The 18,296-nt window shown below is 61.1% G+C and carries 14 protein-coding genes, 4 tRNA genes and 1 riboswitch; of the genes, 13 read left to right on the top strand and 5 right to left on the bottom strand.

What is annotated here, in order from left to right:
• The first annotated feature begins 13 nt into the window (after nt 1-13).
• The 3 genes from astB to astE are packed head-to-tail and all read left to right on the top strand — an operon-like array spanning nt 14 to nt 2,686.
• Nucleotides 14-1,363 (top strand): N-succinylarginine dihydrolase, encoded by a 1,350-nt coding sequence (astB, locus tag JYG36_RS19895; protein ID WP_213602076.1) that lies wholly within the window; start codon nt 14-16, stop codon nt 1,361-1,363.
• A gap of 14 nt (nt 1,364-1,377) precedes the next feature.
• Nucleotides 1,378-1,668, top strand: coding sequence for a topoisomerase II (locus JYG36_RS19890; RefSeq protein ID WP_045200170.1), 291 nt, complete (start codon nt 1,378-1,380; stop codon nt 1,666-1,668).
• A gap of 10 nt (nt 1,669-1,678) precedes the next feature.
• Nucleotides 1,679-2,686, top strand: coding sequence for a succinylglutamate desuccinylase (gene astE, locus JYG36_RS19885; RefSeq protein ID WP_045200172.1), 1,008 nt, complete (start codon nt 1,679-1,681; stop codon nt 2,684-2,686).
• A 17-nt stretch (nt 2,687-2,703) separates the two neighbouring features.
• On the opposite strand, the gene JYG36_RS19880 is transcribed toward astE, so the two are convergent.
• Together JYG36_RS19880 and JYG36_RS19875 are read right to left on the bottom strand one after the other, a co-directional pair.
• Nucleotides 2,704-3,894: a M91 family zinc metallopeptidase gene (locus JYG36_RS19880; RefSeq protein WP_213602075.1), complete on the bottom strand. Its 1,191-nt coding sequence runs from the start codon at nt 3,892-3,894 to the stop codon at nt 2,704-2,706.
• A 174-nt stretch (nt 3,895-4,068) separates the two neighbouring features.
• The gene (locus tag JYG36_RS19875) at nt 4,069-4,575 is read right to left on the bottom strand and encodes a 6,7-dimethyl-8-ribityllumazine synthase (RefSeq protein ID WP_045200175.1); all 507 of its coding nucleotides are present in this window, start codon (nt 4,573-4,575) and stop codon (nt 4,069-4,071) included.
• Nucleotides 4,576-4,667: 92 nt separating this feature from the next.
• Nucleotides 4,668-4,819: riboswitch (FMN riboswitch) on the bottom strand.
• 351 nt (nt 4,820-5,170) lie between these two features.
• On the opposite strand from JYG36_RS19875, the gene alaS reads away from it, so the two are divergent.
• The 8 genes from alaS (at nt 5,171) to mgtE (ending at nt 11,972) form a co-directional block, all read left to right on the top strand.
• Nucleotides 5,171-7,789 carry an alanine--tRNA ligase gene (alaS, locus tag JYG36_RS19870; protein WP_045200177.1) on the top strand — a complete coding sequence of 873 codons (2,619 nt, stop codon included), beginning with the start codon at nt 5,171-5,173 and terminating at the stop codon, nt 7,787-7,789.
• Between the two features lie 88 nt (nt 7,790-7,877).
• Complete coding sequence (locus JYG36_RS19865; RefSeq protein WP_010226665.1) at nt 7,878-9,113, top strand: aspartate kinase; 1,236 nt, start codon at nt 7,878-7,880, stop codon at nt 9,111-9,113.
• A 185-nt stretch (nt 9,114-9,298) separates the two neighbouring features.
• Nucleotides 9,299-9,487, top strand: coding sequence for a carbon storage regulator CsrA (csrA, locus tag JYG36_RS19860; RefSeq protein ID WP_010226667.1), 189 nt, complete (start codon nt 9,299-9,301; stop codon nt 9,485-9,487).
• Between the two features lie 72 nt (nt 9,488-9,559).
• A tRNA-Ser gene (locus JYG36_RS19855) sits at nt 9,560-9,650 on the top strand.
• A gap of 108 nt (nt 9,651-9,758) precedes the next feature.
• Nucleotides 9,759-9,835 (top strand) — tRNA-Arg (locus JYG36_RS19850).
• Nucleotides 9,836-9,912: 77 nt separating this feature from the next.
• A tRNA-Arg gene (locus JYG36_RS19845) sits at nt 9,913-9,989 on the top strand.
• Between the two features lie 76 nt (nt 9,990-10,065).
• Nucleotides 10,066-10,142 (top strand) — tRNA-Arg (locus JYG36_RS19840).
• Nucleotides 10,143-10,529: 387 nt separating this feature from the next.
• Nucleotides 10,530-11,972, top strand: a complete 1,443-nt coding sequence (gene mgtE, locus JYG36_RS19835) for a magnesium transporter (RefSeq protein WP_045200179.1) — start codon at nt 10,530-10,532, stop codon at nt 11,970-11,972.
• 53 nt (nt 11,973-12,025) lie between these two features.
• On the opposite strand, the gene JYG36_RS19830 is transcribed toward mgtE, so the two are convergent.
• Both JYG36_RS19830 and JYG36_RS19825 read right to left on the bottom strand, forming a co-directional pair.
• Nucleotides 12,026-13,333: an NtaA/DmoA family FMN-dependent monooxygenase gene (locus JYG36_RS19830; RefSeq protein WP_093385713.1), complete on the bottom strand. Its 1,308-nt coding sequence runs from the start codon at nt 13,331-13,333 to the stop codon at nt 12,026-12,028.
• Between the two features lie 33 nt (nt 13,334-13,366).
• On the bottom strand, nt 13,367-15,454 hold the full coding sequence (locus JYG36_RS19825) for a TonB-dependent receptor (protein ID WP_213602074.1): 2,088 nt from the start codon (nt 15,452-15,454) through the stop codon (nt 13,367-13,369).
• 182 nt (nt 15,455-15,636) lie between these two features.
• Here JYG36_RS19825 and JYG36_RS19820 point away from each other — a divergent pair, with 182 nt between their 5' ends.
• Nucleotides 15,637-16,428, top strand: a complete 792-nt coding sequence (locus tag JYG36_RS19820; protein WP_093387648.1) for an IclR family transcriptional regulator — start codon at nt 15,637-15,639, stop codon at nt 16,426-16,428.
• Here the strand turns inward: JYG36_RS19820 and JYG36_RS19815 are convergent.
• Nucleotides 16,416-17,210 (bottom strand): ABC transporter ATP-binding protein, encoded by a 795-nt coding sequence (locus tag JYG36_RS19815; protein WP_045200183.1) that lies wholly within the window; start codon nt 17,208-17,210, stop codon nt 16,416-16,418. The two genes, JYG36_RS19820 and JYG36_RS19815, sit on opposite strands and share 13 nt — an antisense overlap.
• 157 nt (nt 17,211-17,367) lie before the next feature.
• On the opposite strand from JYG36_RS19815, the gene fepB reads away from it, so the two are divergent.
• Nucleotides 17,368-18,294, top strand: coding sequence for a Fe2+-enterobactin ABC transporter substrate-binding protein (gene fepB, locus JYG36_RS19810; protein ID WP_502937476.1), 927 nt, complete (start codon nt 17,368-17,370; stop codon nt 18,292-18,294).
• Nucleotides 18,295-18,296: the final 2 nt, after the last annotated feature.

Genomic DNA, 18,296 nt, shown 5'->3' with positions numbered 1-18,296 from the left:
CGGAGCCTTGCCGATGAAATCGTTTGAAGTGAATTTTGATGGTCTGGTCGGACCGACGCACAACTACGGCGGGCTGTCGTACGGTAACGTTGCTTCGCAAAGCAACAGCCAGCAGGCATCCAACCCGCGTGAAGCGGCGCGTCAGGGCCTGGCGAAGATGAAGGCGTTGATGGAGATGGGCTTCCAGCAGGGCGTACTGGCCCCGCAGGAGCGCCCGGACGTGGCAGCACTACGCCGCCTGGGTTTCACTGGAACCGACGCACAAGTGATCGAGCGTGCCGCCAAAGAGGCCATGCCGTTGCTGGTCGCCAGCTGCTCGGCCTCGAGCATGTGGGTGGCCAACGCCGCCACCGTCAGCCCCAGTGCCGACACTGCGGACGGCCGCGTGCACTTCACCGCCGCCAACCTCAACTGCAAGTACCACCGCAGCATCGAGCACCCGACCACCAGCCGCGTGCTCGGTGCCATGTTTGCTGATAGCAAGCATTTTGCCCACCACGCCGCTTTGCCGGCGGTAGCGCAGTTCGGTGACGAAGGCGCGGCCAACCACACACGTTTCTGCCGCAGCTACGGCGAGGCCGGTGTCGAGTTCTTCGTCTATGGCCGCAGCGCCTTCGACACCCGCTACCCGGCGCCACAGAAGTACCCGGCACGCCAGACGCTTGAGGCGTCGCAAGCCGTCGCACGCCTGCACGGCCTGAGCGAGGAGGGCGTGGTCTTCGCCCAGCAGAACCCGGCGGTGATCGACCAGGGCGTGTTCCACAACGACGTGATCGCGGTAGGTAACGGCGAAGTGCTGTTCTACCACGAGGACGCCTTCCTCGAGACCGAGGCGATGCTTGGCGAACTGCAGGCTAAACTGGCTAAACGAGGCGGCAACTTCAAGGCAATCTGCGTACCGCGCTCGGCTGTAACGGTAGAGGACGCGGTGCGTTCGTACCTGTTCAACAGCCAGTTGCTGTCTCGCGCCGATGGTTCGATGCTGCTGATCGTGCCGGAAGAGTGCCGTAACAACGAGCGGGTCTGGGCCTATCTGTCGTCCTTGACCAGCTCGAACGGGCCGGTCGGCGAGGTCAAGGTCTTCGACCTCAAGCAAAGCATGCAGAACGGTGGCGGGCCAGCGTGCCTGCGCTTGCGTGTGGCATTGAAAGAAACGGAACTGGCGGCGGTCAATCCAGGCGTTATCATGACCGCACCGCTGTACGACACCTTGACCCAATGGGTCGACAAGCACTACCGCGATCGCCTGAGCGAAACCGACCTGGCCGATCCGCAGCTGTTGCTGGAATGTCGTACGGCACTGGATGAACTGACCCAGATCCTCAAACTGGGTTCGGTCTATCCGTTCCAACTCCAACCTTGAGAGAGAATTCGACTATGTCCGACGCCCTGCAGCTGATCCTTGAAGATGAAGATGGTACCCAGCTGGAAACTTCCTGCACCCGCTTTGCGGTGGTCTGGCAAGGCAAGGAGGTATGGATTCAGCAGGATGGCCGTGGTCAGCTGCTGATCGGCGTCGACGTTGAAGAAGACGACACCGAGTACGCCAACCTGCTGCTGCGCCCGCTGGCCACCAACCTGGTGAGCCTGCAGCTGGAAATGGAACCGGCCGATGCCGGCGACGATGATGATCACGTCCATGGTCCCGATTGCGGCCACCATCACTAAGGAATAGCCCATGCTCGCCCTCGGCAAACTGCTTGAACTGACCCTGGCCGGTCGTGAACCGGCAGAGAAGACCCAGCTGACTGTCGAAGGCGTACGCATGCGCTGGCTCGGCGAGGGCGCCCTCGAAGTGCGCCCGCCCGATGCCCTTGACAATGGCCTGGACCTGCTGCTGTCGGCGGGTATCCATGGCAACGAAACCGCACCGATCGAGCTGCTTGACCGGTTGCTGCACGACATTGCCCGCGGCGATCTCAAGCCGCGCGCGCGTATTCTGTTCCTGTTCGGTAACCCTGACGCGATCCGCCGCGGCGAGCGTTATATCGAGCAAGACGTCAACCGCCTGTTCAATGGTCGCCACGATCAGACCAGCGGCCCCGAGGCCCTGCGCGCCTGCGAGCTGGAGCGCCTGGCGGCGACTTTCTTCAGTGTGCCTGATCGCACCCGTCTGCATTACGACCTGCACACCGCCATTCGCGGTTCGAAGATCGAGCAGTTCGCGCTCTATCCGTACAAGGAAGGCCGCCAGCATTCGCGCCGCGAACTGGCGCGCCTGAGCGCGGCCGGCATGGAGGCGGTGCTGCTGCAGAGCAAGGTGTCGATCACCTTCACTGCCTATACCTATGAGCAACTGGGGGCCGAAGCCTTTACCCTGGAACTGGGCAAGGCGCGGCCGTTCGGAGAGAACGGCGCGGTCAACGTCGATCGCCTGGAAACCCGCCTCAAACAGATTATCGATGGCACCGAACCCGAGCCGCCTGAGGCCCTGGATGGATTGAAACTGTTCAGCGTGGCGCGCGAGATCATCAAGCACAGCGAGCATTTTCGCCTGAACCTGCCGGCCGATGTCGAGAATTTCTCAGAGCTCGAGCCCGGTTACCTGCTGGCCGAGGATATCGCCGATACCCGCTGGATTGTCGAAGAGCAGGGCGCGCGCATCATTTTCCCCAACCCGAAAGTCAAGAACGGCCTTCGGGCGGGGATTTTGATCGTGCCCGCGTCAGATCAGGGCCTTGCTTGAGTTGTGCACGTTTGAACTTAAAAGTGAATTCGCGGAGCCAGGCCCAGCTCCAGGCGCAAGGCGTTTTCAGTAAAAGGCGCTGGGTTGGTACGCAGGGCAGGGGTATCGGTGGACAAGCCGAAATCAAAAGGCCTATGGCTGGTGATAATGCCGATGGCCTGCAGTTGCGAATTGGCTACCTCCTGTTGCTTGCCGGCCCGTGTGGTGACTATTGAGGTGCCTGGGAAAACCGAGCCGGTGAGGGAGTTCCAGGCATTGCACAGGCAACGGTAGAAATCCAGCAGGGGCAGGTCGTCGGAAGCTGGTCCTGCAGGGTTGAAGTGCAGTTTGCCGCCAGCGTCGGCAATGCCCGGAACTCCGTTCGGTGTAACGAAGTGATCGCCGATATCGTCATCGAAATCCATGTCGGGCTCATAGCCCGAGGGTAAATGGTTCAGGATTTCGTCCACCGTGATCGAGGGCCTGTTGTCCAGCGCCGACAGCAGCTGTCTTCCCGCGCTGGTTTTGCGAAGCAGGTCTAAGTGGTCGGCGATCAGGCGTTGAAAGCGTGAGTCCCCTTGTGGGCGGATACTGTTATTGCCCAGGGCCGCATGTTCAGGACTTACCGGTTGGCTGAAGCGGCTGTCGCCGGGCAAGTTGCGGGCGTAGAAGACTTCACTGCCTGCGCTGCCCAGCAGGATGTTGCCGTCGATACGGTTTTCCCCTGAGCCCGCTTCGATGTAGGTAAGCCCTGTGCCCAGGACAATACGATTGTTGCCGGCCCCGACGTAGATTTTGCTGTCGCCGCTGCCTGTTTCAATATGGTTGTTGCCATTACCCGCATTGATAATGACTTGGTGATGCACGTCTTCAGTGATCCAGATCCTGCTGCCAGCGTTTTGAGTGCGCAGGACCAGTATTTGATCGTCGTTCATCGCCAGGACAAATCTGGTCGTGCCGATGACAGCTTGCAGGTTGCAGTCCAGGGTTGAAATTTCAATATTTTCAGCAGGTGACCGGACCTGTATATCCACCTGGCTTGTGTGAGGAGCGCTGGTTATCGAATGCTTGAAGTGTTCCGAGGTGACGGTGATATTGCTGTCCTCATGCAGCAGGATCACTTGACGGACCGCGCCAGGATCCGGGTCATCGTCATACTGGAAGTGGGCATAGCCCGAGCCGCGCCCGGTAAGGTAGTAAGTCGGATTGGGGTTGGTTAAGTTGTACATGTCCACTCCATTGGGCGTTGGGAAAACGTCAGGCTATGGAGGTTTGAACATGTCCGGGCACTACATATTTATGCATCTGTGCGCAAGGCGGGGAGGCTGCCAGGCCCATCGCTGAGCGGTGCCACGGGCCCAAGAACCGGCCGCAGCGGTGCGGCCGGCGCTGGTGATGCAGGACTAGATTGCGCGTTTTTGCGCTACTTCGTTACGGCGTAACGCACGCAACTTCTGCAAGGTATCGGCGCAAGTTTTCGCCGCTTCCACGCCCTTGACCAGGAAGTGTTCGAAGTAGAAGTTCTGGTGCTCGTCGCCGGCATGGAAGTGGTGCGGGGTCAGCACTACCGAGAACACCGGCACTTCGGTTTCCAGTTGCACCTGCATCAGGCCGCTGATCACCGACTGGGCGACGAACTCGTGGCGGTACAGGCCGCCATCGACCACCAGGCCGGCAGCAACGATGCCAGCGTAGCGGCCGCCACGGGCCAGCAGCTTGGCGTGCAGGGGGATCTCGAAAGCGCCGCCGACTTCGAAGAAGTCGATGTCGCTGGGCTGATAGCCTTGTTTACCCATTTCCTCGACGAATGCCTTGCGCGCCTGGTCGACAATGTCTTTGTGCCAGCAAGCCTGGATGAAGGCGATGCGCTCGTGGGAAGGGTTCTTGCTATCGATTGCGGTAGGTTGCATTGAAACGGACTCCTGTTTGTATGAGAAACAGGGCGCTGGATCGAAGGGGATTTCGCCGTGCAGGTGCAAAGCGACAGGCGCGGCTGCGCCTATCCCGTTCTCTCTTTATCCGGACTATGACCGTCGGCCCCGGAATCACACCGGGTCTGCTGACCTTACAGGCTGGCCTGCAAGCGCTCGCGGGCTATGCGCATTGCGCGCAATTACCGCCGGTGGGGAATTGCACCCCGCCCTGAGAACGTTGCCACCGGTATCGGCGGCGGGGAATTATTAGCACAGATGTCAGGTAAACGTATAGGCTGCTAACGGTTTTTTCCGGATGAACGACATTTCATCAGGGAAACCTTGCCAATTGTTTTATACGGCCCCAGTAATACCGTGTCACCAGATCACAACAGGCCCTGAGAGGCCGGGCAGGGTGCCAGCGAGCGGTTTTTCGCTGACGTTGTCGTTGCAGGCCGTCCAATTGACGGTTTCTATAGCATAAACACACTGCACCCGAGCCTAAGGCCCGATATAATGCGGCCCTTTGCCGTCGTTTCGTCAATTTGACGCAAGCATTTGCCTTAAGGCCGCCGTTTCCGTGGAAGAACCTATGAAAAGCGCAGAAATCCGTGAAGCCTTCCTTCGCTTCTTCGAAGAGCAGGGACACACCCGAGTTGCCTCCAGCTCCTTGATTCCGGGCAACGACCCGACCCTGCTGTTCACCAACGCGGGGATGAACCAGTTCAAGGACTGCTTCCTTGGCCAGGAAAAGCGCGCCTACACCCGCGCGACCAGCAGCCAGAAATGCGTGCGCGCCGGTGGCAAGAACAGCGACCTGGAAAACGTCGGCTACACCGCCCGTCACCACACCTTCTTCGAAATGCTGGGCAACTTCAGCTTCGGTGATTACTTCAAGAAGGACGCGATCACCTACGCCTGGACCTTCCTGACCAAGGTGCTGAACCTGCCGGAAGAGAAACTCTGGGTCACCGTCTATGCCAGCGACGACGAGGCATACGACATCTGGACCAAAGAGATCGGCGTACCGGCCGAGCGCATGGTGCGCATTGGCGACAACAAGGGCGCGCCCTACGCCTCCGACAACTTCTGGACCATGGGCGATACCGGCCCGTGCGGCCCTTGCACCGAGATCTTCTATGATCACGGCGCCGACATCTGGGGCGGCCCGCCCGGCTCGCCGGAAGAAGATGGCGACCGTTACATCGAGATCTGGAACAACGTTTTCATGCAGTTCAACCGCACTGCCGATGGCGTGCTGCACCCGCTGCCTGCACCGTCGGTGGATACCGGCATGGGCCTGGAGCGCATCAGTGCGGTCATGCAGCATGTGCACTCGAACTACGAGATCGACCTGTTCCGCAACCTGCTCAGCGCTTCGGCCGCCGCCATCGGCTGCGCCAATGCCGAGCAGTCGTCGCTCAAGGTGGTCTCCGACCACATCCGTTCTTGCAGCTTCCTGATTGCCGACGGCGTACTGCCGTCCAACGAAGGCCGCGGCTACGTCCTGCGCCGCATCATCCGTCGCGCCTGCCGCCACGGTAACAAGCTGGGCGCCACCGGCAGCTTCTTCTACAAGATCGTCGCCGCCCTGGTCGCCGAGATGGGCGAAGCCTTCCCCGAGCTCAAGCAGCAGCAGGCCAACATCGAGCGCGTGCTCAAGGCTGAAGAAGAGCAGTTCGCCAAGACCCTGGAGCAGGGCCTGAAGATCCTCGAGCAGGACCTGGCCGAGCTCAAGGGCACCGTGGTGCCGGGTGACGTGGTGTTCAAACTGTACGACACCTATGGCTTCCCGATGGACCTGACCGCCGACATCGCCCGTGAGCGCGAGCTGACTATCGACGAAGCAGGCTTCGAGCGCGAGATGGAAGCCCAGCGTGAGCGTGCCCGCTCCGCCAGCGCCTTCGGCCTGGACTACAACACCCTGGTCAAGGTCGACGTGGCCACCGAGTTCACCGGCTACAACGCCACCGAAGGCAGCGCCAGCATCGTTGCTCTTTATAAGGACGGCAAGGTTGTCGAGCAGCTGGGCGAAGGCGAGGAGGGCGTGGTCATCCTCGACCGCACGCCGTTCTACGCCGAGTCCGGTGGCCAGGTGGGCGACACCGGCTACCTGCAGGCCGACAACGTGCGCTTTGACGTGCGCGACACCACCAAGACCGGCGGCGCCTTCCTGCACCACGGTGTGGTGGCCAGCGGCACCCTGACTGTCGGCACCCAGGTGCAGACCCGGGTCGATGCCGACGTCCAGCACGCCACCTCGCTGAACCACTCTGCCACCCACCTGCTGCACGCTGCGCTGCGCCAGGTGCTGGGCGATCACGTACAACAGAAGGGCTCGCTGGTCGATAGCCAGCGCCTGCGCTTCGACTTCAGTCACTTCGAGGCGGTCAAGCCGGAGCAGCTCAAGGCCCTGGAAGACATCGTCAACCGCGAAGTGCGCAAGAACTCCGAGGTGAAAACCGAAGAGACCGATATCGAAACCGCCAAGCAGAAGGGCGCCATGGCGCTGTTCGGCGAGAAGTACGGCGACAGCGTGCGGGTGCTGAGCATGGGCGGCGATTTCTCCGTCGAGCTGTGCGGCGGTATCCACGCCAAGCGTACCGGTGATATCGGCCTGCTCAAGATCATCAGCGAAGGTGGCGTGGCCTCCGGCGTACGCCGGATCGAAGCAGTCACCGGCGCTGCCGCACTGGCTTACCTGAACGCTGCCGAAGAGCAGCTCAAGGAAGCCGCGCAACTGGTCAAGGGTAGCCGCGAAAACCTGATCGACAAGCTCTCGGCAGTGCTGGAGCGCAACCGCCAGCTGGAAAAACAGCTGGAGCAACTGCAGGCCAAGGCCGCCAGCGCTGCTGGTGACGACCTGTCCAGTGCAGCCGTCGAGGTCAAGGGCGTGAAAGTCCTGGCCGCGCGTCTGGATGGCCAGGATGGCAAGGCGCTGCTGGCGCTGGTCGATCAACTGAAGAACAAACTCGGCCGCGCAGTGATCCTGCTCGGCAGTGTCCATGAGGAAAAGGTCGTACTGGTTGCCGGTGTGACCAAAGACCTGACTGGCCAACTCAAAGCCGGTGATTTGATGAAGCAAGCCGCTGCCGCGGTGGGTGGCAAGGGCGGTGGTCGTCCGGACATGGCGCAAGGTGGTGGCGTAGACACCGCCGCGCTGGACAACGCGCTGGCCTTGACCGTGCCATTCGTGGAGCAGGGCGTTTAAGGCGTACATCGGCCCGCCGTCCAGTGGCGGGCCATGGCGTCGTTTGAATGTTTATTGGGTGCCCTTCATGGGCTGAGGCGGCTTTGAAATGGCGTTGATCGTACAGAAATTTGGTGGTACCTCGGTCGGCACAGTCGAGCGAATCGAGCAGGTTGCCGACAAGGTCAAGAAGTTCCGCGAAGCCGGCGATGACCTGGTGGTAGTACTGTCGGCGATGAGCGGCGAAACCAATCGCCTGATCGACCTGGCCAAGAAGATCAGCGATCAGCCGGTTCCGCGTGAACTGGATGTGATCGTCTCCACTGGCGAGCAGGTGACTATCGCCTTGCTGGCCATGGCCCTGATCAAACGTGGTATTCCGGCAGTGTCCTACACCGGTAACCAGGTGCGGATCCTCACCGACAGCGCGCACAACAAGGCGCGCATCCTGCAGATCGACGACCAGAAGATTCGTGGCGACCTCAAGGCCGGCCGCGTGGTGGTGGTTGCAGGTTTCCAGGGGGTCGACGAGCACGGCAACATCACCACCCTCGGTCGCGGTGGCTCCGACACCACCGGCGTGGCCCTGGCGGCAGCGCTCAAGGCGGACGAGTGCCAGATCTACACCGATGTCGATGGTGTCTACACCACCGACCCGCGCGTGGTGGCCCAGGCCCAGCGCCTGGACAAGATCACCTTCGAAGAGATGCTGGAAATGGCCAGCCTCGGTTCCAAGGTGCTGCAGATCCGCGCCGTCGAGTTCGCCGGCAAGTACAACGTCCCGCTGCGCGTGCTGCACAGCTTCCAGGAGGGTCCGGGTACCCTCATTACCATTGATGAAGAGGAATCCATGGAACAGCCGATCATTTCCGGCATCGCCTTCAATCGCGATGAAGCCAAGCTGACCATCCGTGGCGTACCGGATACCCCGGGCGTTGCTTTCAAGATCCTCGGCCCTATCAGTGCCGCGAACATCGAAGTCGACATGATCGTGCAGAACGTTTCGCACGATAACACCACCGACTTCACCTTCACCGTGCATCGCAACGACTACGACAAGGCCCACAAGGTCCTGGACAAGACCGCCGCCGAGCTCAACGCTCGCGAAGTGGTAGGTGACACCAACATCGCCAAGGTCTCGATCGTCGGCGTCGGCATGCGTTCCCACGCCGGTGTTGCCAGCCGCATGTTCGAAGCGCTGGCCAAGGAGAGCATCAACATCCAGATGATCTCCACCTCCGAGATCAAGGTCTCGGTGGTAATAGAAGAGAAGTACCTGGAGCTGGCAGTGCGCGCCCTGCACACCGCCTTCGAGCTGGACGCCCCTGCCCGACAGGGCGAGTAAGGCGGCTGCCTCTGGGGGCGCGGCCATGCCGCGCCCTTCGTGTTTCTGGCTGGCGTGAGAAATCTGTGCTTTTGCTCGCGCTAGTCAATACTTAGGCGTAGGTCAGCAGCCGTCACGGGTTGTAGGCTGAAGCCCTTTTTTTTGCAGACTGTTATCCCTGAACTGAATTGCGTGAGGAGAAAGCTATGTTGATTCTGACTCGTCGGTGCGCCGAGAGCCTGATCATTGGCGACGGCGAAATCACCGTGACCGTGCTCGGCGTCAAAGGAAACCAAGTGCGGATAGGGGTCAACGCCCCTAAAGAAGTGGCCGTCCACCGTGAGGAAATCTACCTGCGGATCAAGAAAGAGAAGGACGAAGAACCAACCCATTAATTTTTATCGAGTTTTTTTCAAAAAAGAGTTTGCAAACGGGGAAGGGTCTGGTTATTATACGCCCCGTGTTGCGGAGAGGTGGCCGAGTGGCCGAAGGCGCTCCCCTGCTAAGGGAGTATACCTCACAAGGGTATCGGGGGTTCGAATCCCCCCTTCTCCGCCATTATTCATGTAGGACGCTGTAATCTGCCTGAATCGCCTAAGTCGTTGAAATTAAACGAAAAAGTGGTTGGCAAAATGATTTAGCGGCCTATAATGCGCGGTAACAAATGCACTCATAGCTCAGCTGGATAGAGTACTCGGCTACGAACCGAGCGGTCGGAGGTTCGAATCCTCCTGAGTGCACCATACGACGAAGCGGTTTTCAACTTGAATGCTGCTTCAGCTGCAACCAGAGGTGATCTGGTCCATCAAGCGCCAACCCTGCACTCATAGCTCAGCTGGATAGAGTACTCGGCTACGAACCGAGCGGTCGGAGGTTCGAATCCTCCTGAGTGCACCATACACCGAAGCAGTTTTCAGTTTGAAAGTTGCTTTAGCTGTAACCAGAGGTGATCTGGTCCATCAAGCGCCAACCTGCACTCATAGCTCAGCTGGATAGAGTACTCGGCTACGAACCGAGCGGTCGGAGGTTCGAATCCTCCTGAGTGCACCATACAACAGAAAGCCCGCCTATCAAGGCGGGCTTTTTGCTTTCCGGCATTCATCTTCCGGTAAGGCGTGATGAATAGACTGTCATCGTTGCCGTGCCAGCCCCGCGCTATTTTATGCCGATCCCGATGTGTTTTTTTTCGCGCTACCGCCGTCGCACTGTTGCCTGCATACGTTGTCACAAGTATGTCTCGCAAACGATTGTTCTAGCCGCGATTTTTTCAGCACCCTGACAGCTCAAGCGGTGTATGATTGCGCCCGTCAGCCCCGCCGGGGCTTGTGGAATACCACCATGGACTTACCCAGTAGTTACTCAATAGCAAGTTTTGCCAATCAAGAATTGACTGATTGATCTCCCGGCGTGCTCCGCTGCTGGGAGTGGAGTTCGCCTATGACTGAAGTAGAAGTAAAAAAGACGCAAGAAAGCCTGCAGGATCGCCTGGCCCAGGTGGTCGAACTGCTGCAGCGTCAACGCGTGGTCGAAGACCTGACCCACCGTCAGGAAGGTCATCACCATGACCTGGTAGAAAACCTCGTTCACCGCCAGAACCTGGTCGAGCTGCAACGCAAGCTCGACGACCTGCACTCCGCCGACGTTGCCTACATTCTCGAAGCCTTGCCGCTGGACGATCGTCTGACCGTCTGGCAACTGGTCAAGGCCGAGCGCGACGGTGACATCCTCCTCGAAGTGTCCGACTCGGTCCGCGAGACCCTGATCGCCGACATGGACGATCACGAGCTGCTCGCCGCTGCCAAGGAAATGGACGCCGACGAACTGGCTGACCTGGCGCCCGAGCTGCCCCGTGACGTTGTCCACGAGCTGATGGAAAGCCTCGATGCCCAGCAGCGCGAACGCGTGCGTTCGGCCCTGAGCTACGACGAGGACCAGGTCGGTGCATTGATGGACTTCGAGATGGTCACCATCCGCGAAGACGTCAGCCTCGAAGTGGTATTGCGCTACCTGCGCCGGCTCAAGGAGCTGCCAGGCCACACCGACAAACTGTTCGTGGTCGATTACGACGGCATCCTCAAGGGCGTGCTGCCGATCAAGCGCTTGCTGGTCAACGACCCGGAGAAGAAAGTCGCCGAGGTCATGGCCAGCGATCCGGTGAGCTTCCACCCGGATGAAGACGCCTACGATGCCGCTCAGGCGTTCGAGCGTTACGACTTGATTTCCGCGCCGGTGGTGGACAAGAGCGATCGCCTGATCGGCCGTCTGACCATCGATGAAATGGTCGACCTGATTCGTGAAGAAAGCGAAAGCGAAGTGCTGAGCATGGCCGGTCTGCGCGAAGAAGAAGACATCTTCGCCTCGGTCTGGCGCTCGCTGCGCAACCGCTGGGCGTGGCTGGCAATCAATCTGATCACTGCCTTCGTCGCCTCGCGGGTGATCGGCCTGTTCGAAGGCTCGATCGAAAAACTGGTGGCACTGGCGGCGCTGATGCCGATCGTTGCCGGTATCGGCGGCAACTCCGGCAACCAGACCATCACCATGATCGTGCGCGCCATGGCCCTCGACCAGGTCAGCCCCGGCAACACCTCGCGGTTGATGCGCAAGGAGCTAGCGGTGTCGCTGATCAACGGCCTGATCTGGGGCGGAGTGATTGGTGTGGTTGCCTACCTGCTGTATGACAGCTGGTCGCTCGGCGTGGTCATGACCGGCGCCATGACCCTCAACTTGTTGCTGGCGGCGCTGATGGGGGTGTTGATCCCGATGACCCTGGTGCGCCTGGGCCGCGATCCGGCGATGGGCTCCAGCGTGATGATCACGGCGGTGACCGACAGTGGTGGCTTCTTCATCTTCCTGGGCCTTGCCACCATCTTCCTGCTCTGATTGAGCATCCGACAAAAAACACCCCTCGCGAGGGGTGTTTTTTTGCCGGGCGTTTATTGCTCGGTGAGGTGCTCGATAAAGGTCGAGCCGCTGTAGCACTCGCGGAACAACCCGGCCTGCACCAGGCGTGGCATCACCTGTTCAAGGAACAGGTGCACCGATTCCAGCGAGCCACCGGGCGCCGCGATGAAGCCATCGATGGCACCGGATGCAGCCCATTCGACAATACTCTCGACGGCATCGTCCACCGTACCGATCACCTGCCAGTGTGCAGCCGAGATCACCTCTGGGCGCAACAGTAACTCACTGACCCGCAGCGATTCACGTTCGATCAGGCGTCGCAGCAGGTTGGTGTGGGTACGGCTGCCAGGATTGCTCACGGGCGCAGGCAGGTCAGCGGCGGTGATCGGGCGGTCTTCTGGCCATTGGTTGAGGTCGAGCCCGGTCATCTCCTTGATCGAGGCAAACTTGCGCGGCTTGTCGATGCGCGCGTGGGTGCACATGAACAGCTCGCGGGCCTGTTCGCGGGTCTCGGCCAGGTACAGGCTCAGGCCGGGCAGCAGGCGAATGTCGGCCGGATCGCGGCCGTGTTTTTCAGCGCGGCGGGACAGGTCGTGACGCAGCTCGAGCGCAGCGTCGATATCCGGCGTGGGGGCGAATACCAGGTCGGCCACCGACGCGGCAAAGTCACGGCCCGAATCGGATGCGCCGGCTTGCACCAGCGGGATTCGGGTGTTGGCGTACACCGGCAGGTTGAGTGGGCCCTTGACCTTCAGGTGAGCGCCGTCGTGGTCGATCGGGCGAACCTGTGAGGCGTCGGCGTAACGGCCCGTGCTGCGATCCAGTTTCAGGGCGTCGCTGGGGAAGCTGTCCCACAGCTGATGAACCACCCGGGTGAACTCCGCAGCCCGCTGGTAACGCTCATCGGCACTGGGCATTGCCGTCAGGCCGAAATTCTCGTGGCCTTGCAGCGCGGTGACGATGTTCCAGCCGACCCGGCCCTTGCTGATCCAGTTCAAAGACTGCAACTGGCGGGCGACTACATAGGGCGGCAGGAAGGTGGTCGATACGGTCGAAACCAGGCCGATCTTCGAGGTGTGCTGGGCAACTGCGGCGAGCAGGATGCTCGGGTCGAGGCTGGCGAAGCCCGAGCCGCTTTCGAGCATCTCCGGCACCAAAGCATGAACATCGGGGCGAAAGACAAAGTCCAGGTGCGCAGCTTCTGCGCGCTTGGCCAGATCAATCGCAAACTCGGCGGTGAAAATACCTTCTATGTTGCTGTTCTCGCGCCGCCAGCCATCGCCGCTCAACCAGGTCGGTGCCAGTGACAGGCCAATGTGCAGGCGCTTGGGGGTACTCATCCTTGCAATTCTCCTTGTGGTCTTTTGATGGGCTCAGAACGCGCCCTTGACGCCGACGCCGACCATGCGCGGCAGGGTCATGCTCGCCTCGGTGCCGCCGATGCCGCGGTTCTGCTGCATATAGGTGGGCGAGCGGTCGTCGAACACGTTCTTCACGTAGCCGTACAGCTGCACCTGCTTGTTGAACTGGTAACTCATCCGCGCATCGGTGAGGGTGTAGGGCTTCACCGAGTAGGACGAGGTGTTGGCGGTGTCGGAGTAATAGCCATCCAGGTGACGGACCTGGACGTTGAGGTTGAGTTTGTCGGTGATGTCCCAGCTCGGGCCAAAGCTCAGGGTGTAACCGGGGGAGCGGGCAAACTCGTTGGCCTGGTAGTCGGCGTTGCTGGAGATCTTGTCGATGCGTGTACGCAAGGCGCCGGCACTGGCCTTGAGGGTCAGGTTGTCGAGCACACGGTAGTCGGCGCTCAGCTCCAGGCCATAGGCGTGGGCCTTTTCGGCGTTGATGGTGTAGGACTGGGCGACACCCGGGGAAATCACCACTGGGATGTTGTACTGAGCGTCCTTGAAGTCCATATAGAACAGGTTGCTGCTGAGGATCAGGCGGTCGTCGAGCAGGTTGGCGCGGCTGAACAGCTCATAGTTCCAGATCGACTCTTCCTTGAAGTACGCCCATTGCCGGGTGGTCAGATTGAGCGACACGCCACCGGGATTGTAACCGCGGCTGACCAGGGCGCCGACGGTCCAGTCCGGCGTCGCTGCGTAAGCCAGCGAGACCTTGGGCAGCAGGGCGGAGAAGGTTTTCTCGTAGTCCAGTGCCGTCGGTGCCAGCACCGAATTGCCCTGGCGCTCGATGTGATCCTGCTGAAAGCGCAGGCCGGTGCTCAGGGTCCAGCGCTCACTCAGGCGGTAGCTGAGTTCGCCGAAGATGCCGAGGTTCTCCTTGGTGTCATCGAAGGCCGAGAGCCCGCGCAGGTTCAGGGTTTCGTCGGTCTTGGTGTGGGCGTAGTAGATGCCACCCATGCCGCTTAGGGTATCCAGGGCGTCGCCGAAGGTGATGCGCGATTCGTTGGAGGCGTTTTTCTGCTTGATATCGGCGTCGCCTTCGCCGGCGATGCCGGTGAACCGCTGCACGTTGGACAGCGAGTATTGCGCCTGGTTGAACAGTTTGATGCCGTTGTCGAAGTCGTAGCTGACATCCACCACGCTGGTGTTGGTGTCCTGCTCCCAGCTGGGCATGGTGGTGGTGTCGTGGTCGAGCTTGTGCAAGGGCGCCGAGGCGGCCTCCTGGCTCGGGCGGTTGCTGTCGTTGTGCGCGAAGGTGTACTTGGCCTCAAGGCCCGGCAGCGACTCGGGCACCCACAGCAGCTTGGCCCGGGCGGTGACGGCGCGGAAGTTCTGGTCGGCCTTGCCGCGCTGGAACTTCGGGTTGTCGTAATCGATGAAAGTGTCGCGAGCCGAGTAGTCCACCGCCAGGCGGCCGGCCAGTTCGTTGCCCATCAACGGGCCGGAAACAGCCACCGAGCTGCGCTTGGCGTCATAACTGCCGACCTCGGTCTGGTAGGCAGCTTCGGGAGTGAAGGTCGGATCCTTGGTGTTGACGATGATCGCACCGGCAATCGCGTTGGCCCCTTGCGAGGTGGTCTGCGGGCCGCGGAACACTTCGATGCTGTCGATATCCCAGACCGAGGTGGCGCCGAAGAACATCTCGTTGTAATTCAGGTAATGGCCGTCAAGGTTGATTGTCGCCCGTGGCACGGTGCCGCCCCAGAACACGTTCTGGCCGTTGTTCGGGCCCTGGGTGTCCTGGCCGCGGATGATCGGCGCGCCGACCGAGTCGGTGTAGATCACGTTGGGCACATCATTGAGTACTTCGGCCACCGAGGCGCTGCCGGTCTTTTCCTTGTCGATCTCCTTGGCGGTCTTGATCGACACGGAGGAGGCGGTGTCCTTGAGTTCGCGTTCGAGCTTTTCACCGGTGACGATGATCGGCTCGAAAACAATGCCTGGCTTGCCGCCGTTAACCTCGGGTTGCCCGAATGCGTAGGGCGAAGCCAGCAATGTCGAGAGTGTGAACACACTAAAGCCTTGGCGCAGTGTGCGATGTGGATGTGCCTTCAAGATGCCCCCAAATGAGAATGATCCTCTTTCCCGTTCGAGGGTAGCACGGTGCTATTGCGTTCCTCAATAAAGAATTCATTCCACAAAATGGCAATAGGTGCGGGTTCAGGGAATCGGTATCATGGCCGCCAACAAGCGCGACCGTGCGCGCCGGCGAGGAGAGCGAAGAATTGAGCAACGAGATGACCGCCCTGGACGAAGAGGCGCAAGCAGCCCCGGAAAAGCGCTCCGGCACTATTCAGTCGGTGTCGATTGCGGTGCGTTTTCTCCAGGTACTGGCCAATGCCGAGAGTGAGTTGGCGCTGGGGGAGGTTGCCAGGCGCACCGCGACCGGTGGCTCGACCGCCCATCGATACCTGCAGAGCCTGGTCAAGGAAGGCCTGGCCAAGCAGGACCCGGCCAGCGGCCTCTACGACCTGGGGCCGGCAGCGCTGAACATCGGCATCAGCGCCTTGAAGCGCGTCGATGCGGTGGATATTGCCGCCCAGCACATGAAGACCCTGGCCCAACAGCATGCCGCCAGCGGCGGGGTGGCGATCTGGACCGACCGCGGCCCGACCCTGGTGCGCTGGTACCGCAGCGCCTACTTCTCGATCAACCCGCTGGCCCTGGGCGACATCCTGCCGATCGACAACACCGCGTGCGGCCTGGTGTTCCAGGCCTTCCTGCCCAAAGCTGTGATCGATGCCGCGCGCAAGCAGCAGCCCGCGCATTTTCGTGGCACGCCGCCTAACAAGGCGCTGCTCGATCAGGTGCGTAATGGCCGTTGGGCCGAGCTGACCAGCCATCTGCTCTCGAACGTCACCGGCCAGGCGGCGCCGGTGTTCGATGCGCAGCAGGAAATCGCCTGCGTAATGACCACGGTCACTGACCTTGGCCAGCTCAAGTCAGCAGAGGATCGCGACGCCCTGCACCGCGAAGCCGGCCTGGTCAACCAGGCCACCGGCGGGCGGATTTTCGATCAGCGCGGTTGAGCCTGGCGACCCTTGGGCACCACCAGCGGCGTGCCGCTGACGGGGTCAGCAATGATCACCGCCGGCAGGCCGAATACCTCTTGCACCAGCGCCTCGGTGAAAATCGCCCCGGGCGCGCCCTCGGCCAGCACCGCGCCATCGCGCATGGCGATCAGGTGCGTGGCATAGCGGCAGGCCTGGTTAAGATCGTGCAGCACCGCCACGATGGTTCGGCCCTGGCGATTGAGATCGCTGAGCAGTTCGAGCAATTCGATCTGGTGGGCGATGTCGAGAAAGGTGGTCGGTTCATCGAGCAGCAGGATCGGTGTTTCCTGCGCCAGCACCATGGCAATCCAGACCCGCTGGCGCTGGCCACCGGACAGCTCGTCCAGCGCCCGCTCGGCCAGCGCGCTGACCTGGGTGGCGGCCATGGCGGCGTTGACCGCCTGCTCATCGGCTGGCGACCATTGGCGCAAGAACGACTGATGGGGGAAGCGCCCGCGAGCCACCAGGTCGGCGACCGTGATGCCTTCCGGGGCCGTGGCGCTTTGCGGCAGCAGGCCGAGGCGCCGGGCAACCTCTTTGGCCGCAAGCGCGGTGATGCTTTTGCCGTCGAGCACCACACGACCATGGGCTGGGGCCAGCAGCCGCGATAAGGCTCGAAGCAGAGTGGATTTTCCGCAGGCATTGGGCCCGACGATCACCGTGAAAGAGCCGTCGGGAATGGCGATGGAGAGGTCGCTGGAGATGGTGCGCTGATCGTAACGCAGCGTCACGGCGTCAGCATGCAGGCGATGCGTCATGGGTAGCCTTTCCTTGCTGGCAGCTCGGCGGCGAGTATTGCATGTGCAGAATTAATTCTGCAATATGGAATGCGATTGCATCGCATCCACGTTTAGACGAGCCTGTGCCCGTTCTCGAACCCTTCCTGCCGCCCTTGTAGCAAAAGACCGATTGCCGATGAAAAAGCTCACCTTCGCGCCAATGCTTGCTGTTGCGGCGCTGATCCTGCTTGCCTGCAGCGCCGTTGGGTCGAGCCCGGCAAGCGCCGCCAGCGAGCCCGCCAAACCGCTGCGCATTGCTTCGACTTCGCCGAGTGTCACCGGCATCTTGCTGGCCATGGAGGCGCCACTGGTTGCCAGCGCGGCCACCACGCCGAGCCGGATGACCGACAGCAAGGGCTTTTTCAGCCAGTGGGCGGCGGTTGCGGATCAGCGCAAAGTCGAGGTGCTGTACCCCAACCTGGTGTTCGATATCGAGTCGGTGATCGGCGTCAATCCCGACCTGCTGGTACTGGTTGCCACTGGCGCCGATAGCGTCGTCCAGCACCAGGCCGAGCTTGAGGCCCAGGGCATCGCCACCGTCGTGGTCAATTATTCGAACCAGAGCTGGCAACAGATCGCTACCCGCCTTGGTCAGGCGGCGGGGCTGCAGGCGCAGGCAGCGGCGGCGATCAAGGATTTTGACGACTACACCGCACGCGCCGCTGCCACGATCAAAGCGCCCGTGGGCGGGGTGAGTATCGTCGGCTACAACATTGGTGGCAGTTATTCTGTTGGCCGTGCTTCCAGCCCGCAGGCCCGCTTGTTCACCGCGCTGGGGATCAAGGTCGCGAGCCTGCCGCCGGCCATGAGCGGTGAGGTCACTCGCGCCGTCGACTTCGAGTTCATTTCCCGCGAAAACCTTTCGGCTGCGATCACCGGTGAAAGCGTGTTCCTGCTGGGTGGCACCGATGCCGATGTACAGGCGTTTGTTGCCGACCCGCTGCTGGCCAACCTGCCGGCGGTGGTGCAGAAAAAGGTCTACGCGCTGGGCCCGACTTCGTTTCGTATCGACTACTACTCTGGCCGGCAGATGATCGATACCGTCGCCCGGCACCTGCGCTGAGT

It is taken from the genome of Pseudomonas sp. SORT22 (assembly GCF_018417635.1).
Lineage (GTDB): Bacteria > Pseudomonadota > Gammaproteobacteria > Pseudomonadales > Pseudomonadaceae > Aquipseudomonas.
The sequence above is the reverse complement of the archived record's forward strand: the minus strand, read 5'-3'. Positions and strand labels throughout refer to the sequence as shown.

Bases quoted from the DNA above. Each gene is read 5' to 3' on its own strand.
- JYG36_RS19890 (WP_045200170.1), top strand. From the start codon at position 1,378: ATGTCCGACGCCCTGCAGCTGATCCTTGAAGATGAAGATGGTACCCAG.
- JYG36_RS19815 (WP_045200183.1), bottom strand. From the start codon at position 17,210: ATGACGCATCGCCTGCATGCTGACGCCGTGACGCTGCGTTACGATCAG.
- JYG36_RS19820 (WP_093387648.1), top strand. From the start codon at position 15,637: ATGACCGCCCTGGACGAAGAGGCGCAAGCAGCCCCGGAAAAGCGCTCC.
- JYG36_RS19830 (WP_093385713.1), bottom strand. From the start codon at position 13,333: ATGAGTACCCCCAAGCGCCTGCACATTGGCCTGTCACTGGCACCGACC.
- JYG36_RS19875 (WP_045200175.1), bottom strand. From the start codon at position 4,575: ATGCAACCTACCGCAATCGATAGCAAGAACCCTTCCCACGAGCGCATC.
- csrA (WP_010226667.1), top strand. From the start codon at position 9,299: ATGTTGATTCTGACTCGTCGGTGCGCCGAGAGCCTGATCATTGGCGAC.
- JYG36_RS19880 (WP_213602075.1), bottom strand. From the start codon at position 3,894: ATGTACAACTTAACCAACCCCAATCCGACTTACTACCTTACCGGGCGC.
- astE (WP_045200172.1), top strand. From the start codon at position 1,679: ATGCTCGCCCTCGGCAAACTGCTTGAACTGACCCTGGCCGGTCGTGAA.
- fepB (WP_502937476.1), top strand. From the start codon at position 17,368: ATGAAAAAGCTCACCTTCGCGCCAATGCTTGCTGTTGCGGCGCTGATC.
- alaS (WP_045200177.1), top strand. From the start codon at position 5,171: ATGAAAAGCGCAGAAATCCGTGAAGCCTTCCTTCGCTTCTTCGAAGAG.
- JYG36_RS19865 (WP_010226665.1), top strand. From the start codon at position 7,878: ATGGCGTTGATCGTACAGAAATTTGGTGGTACCTCGGTCGGCACAGTC.
- astB (WP_213602076.1), top strand. From the start codon at position 14: ATGAAATCGTTTGAAGTGAATTTTGATGGTCTGGTCGGACCGACGCAC.
- mgtE (WP_045200179.1), top strand. From the start codon at position 10,530: ATGACTGAAGTAGAAGTAAAAAAGACGCAAGAAAGCCTGCAGGATCGC.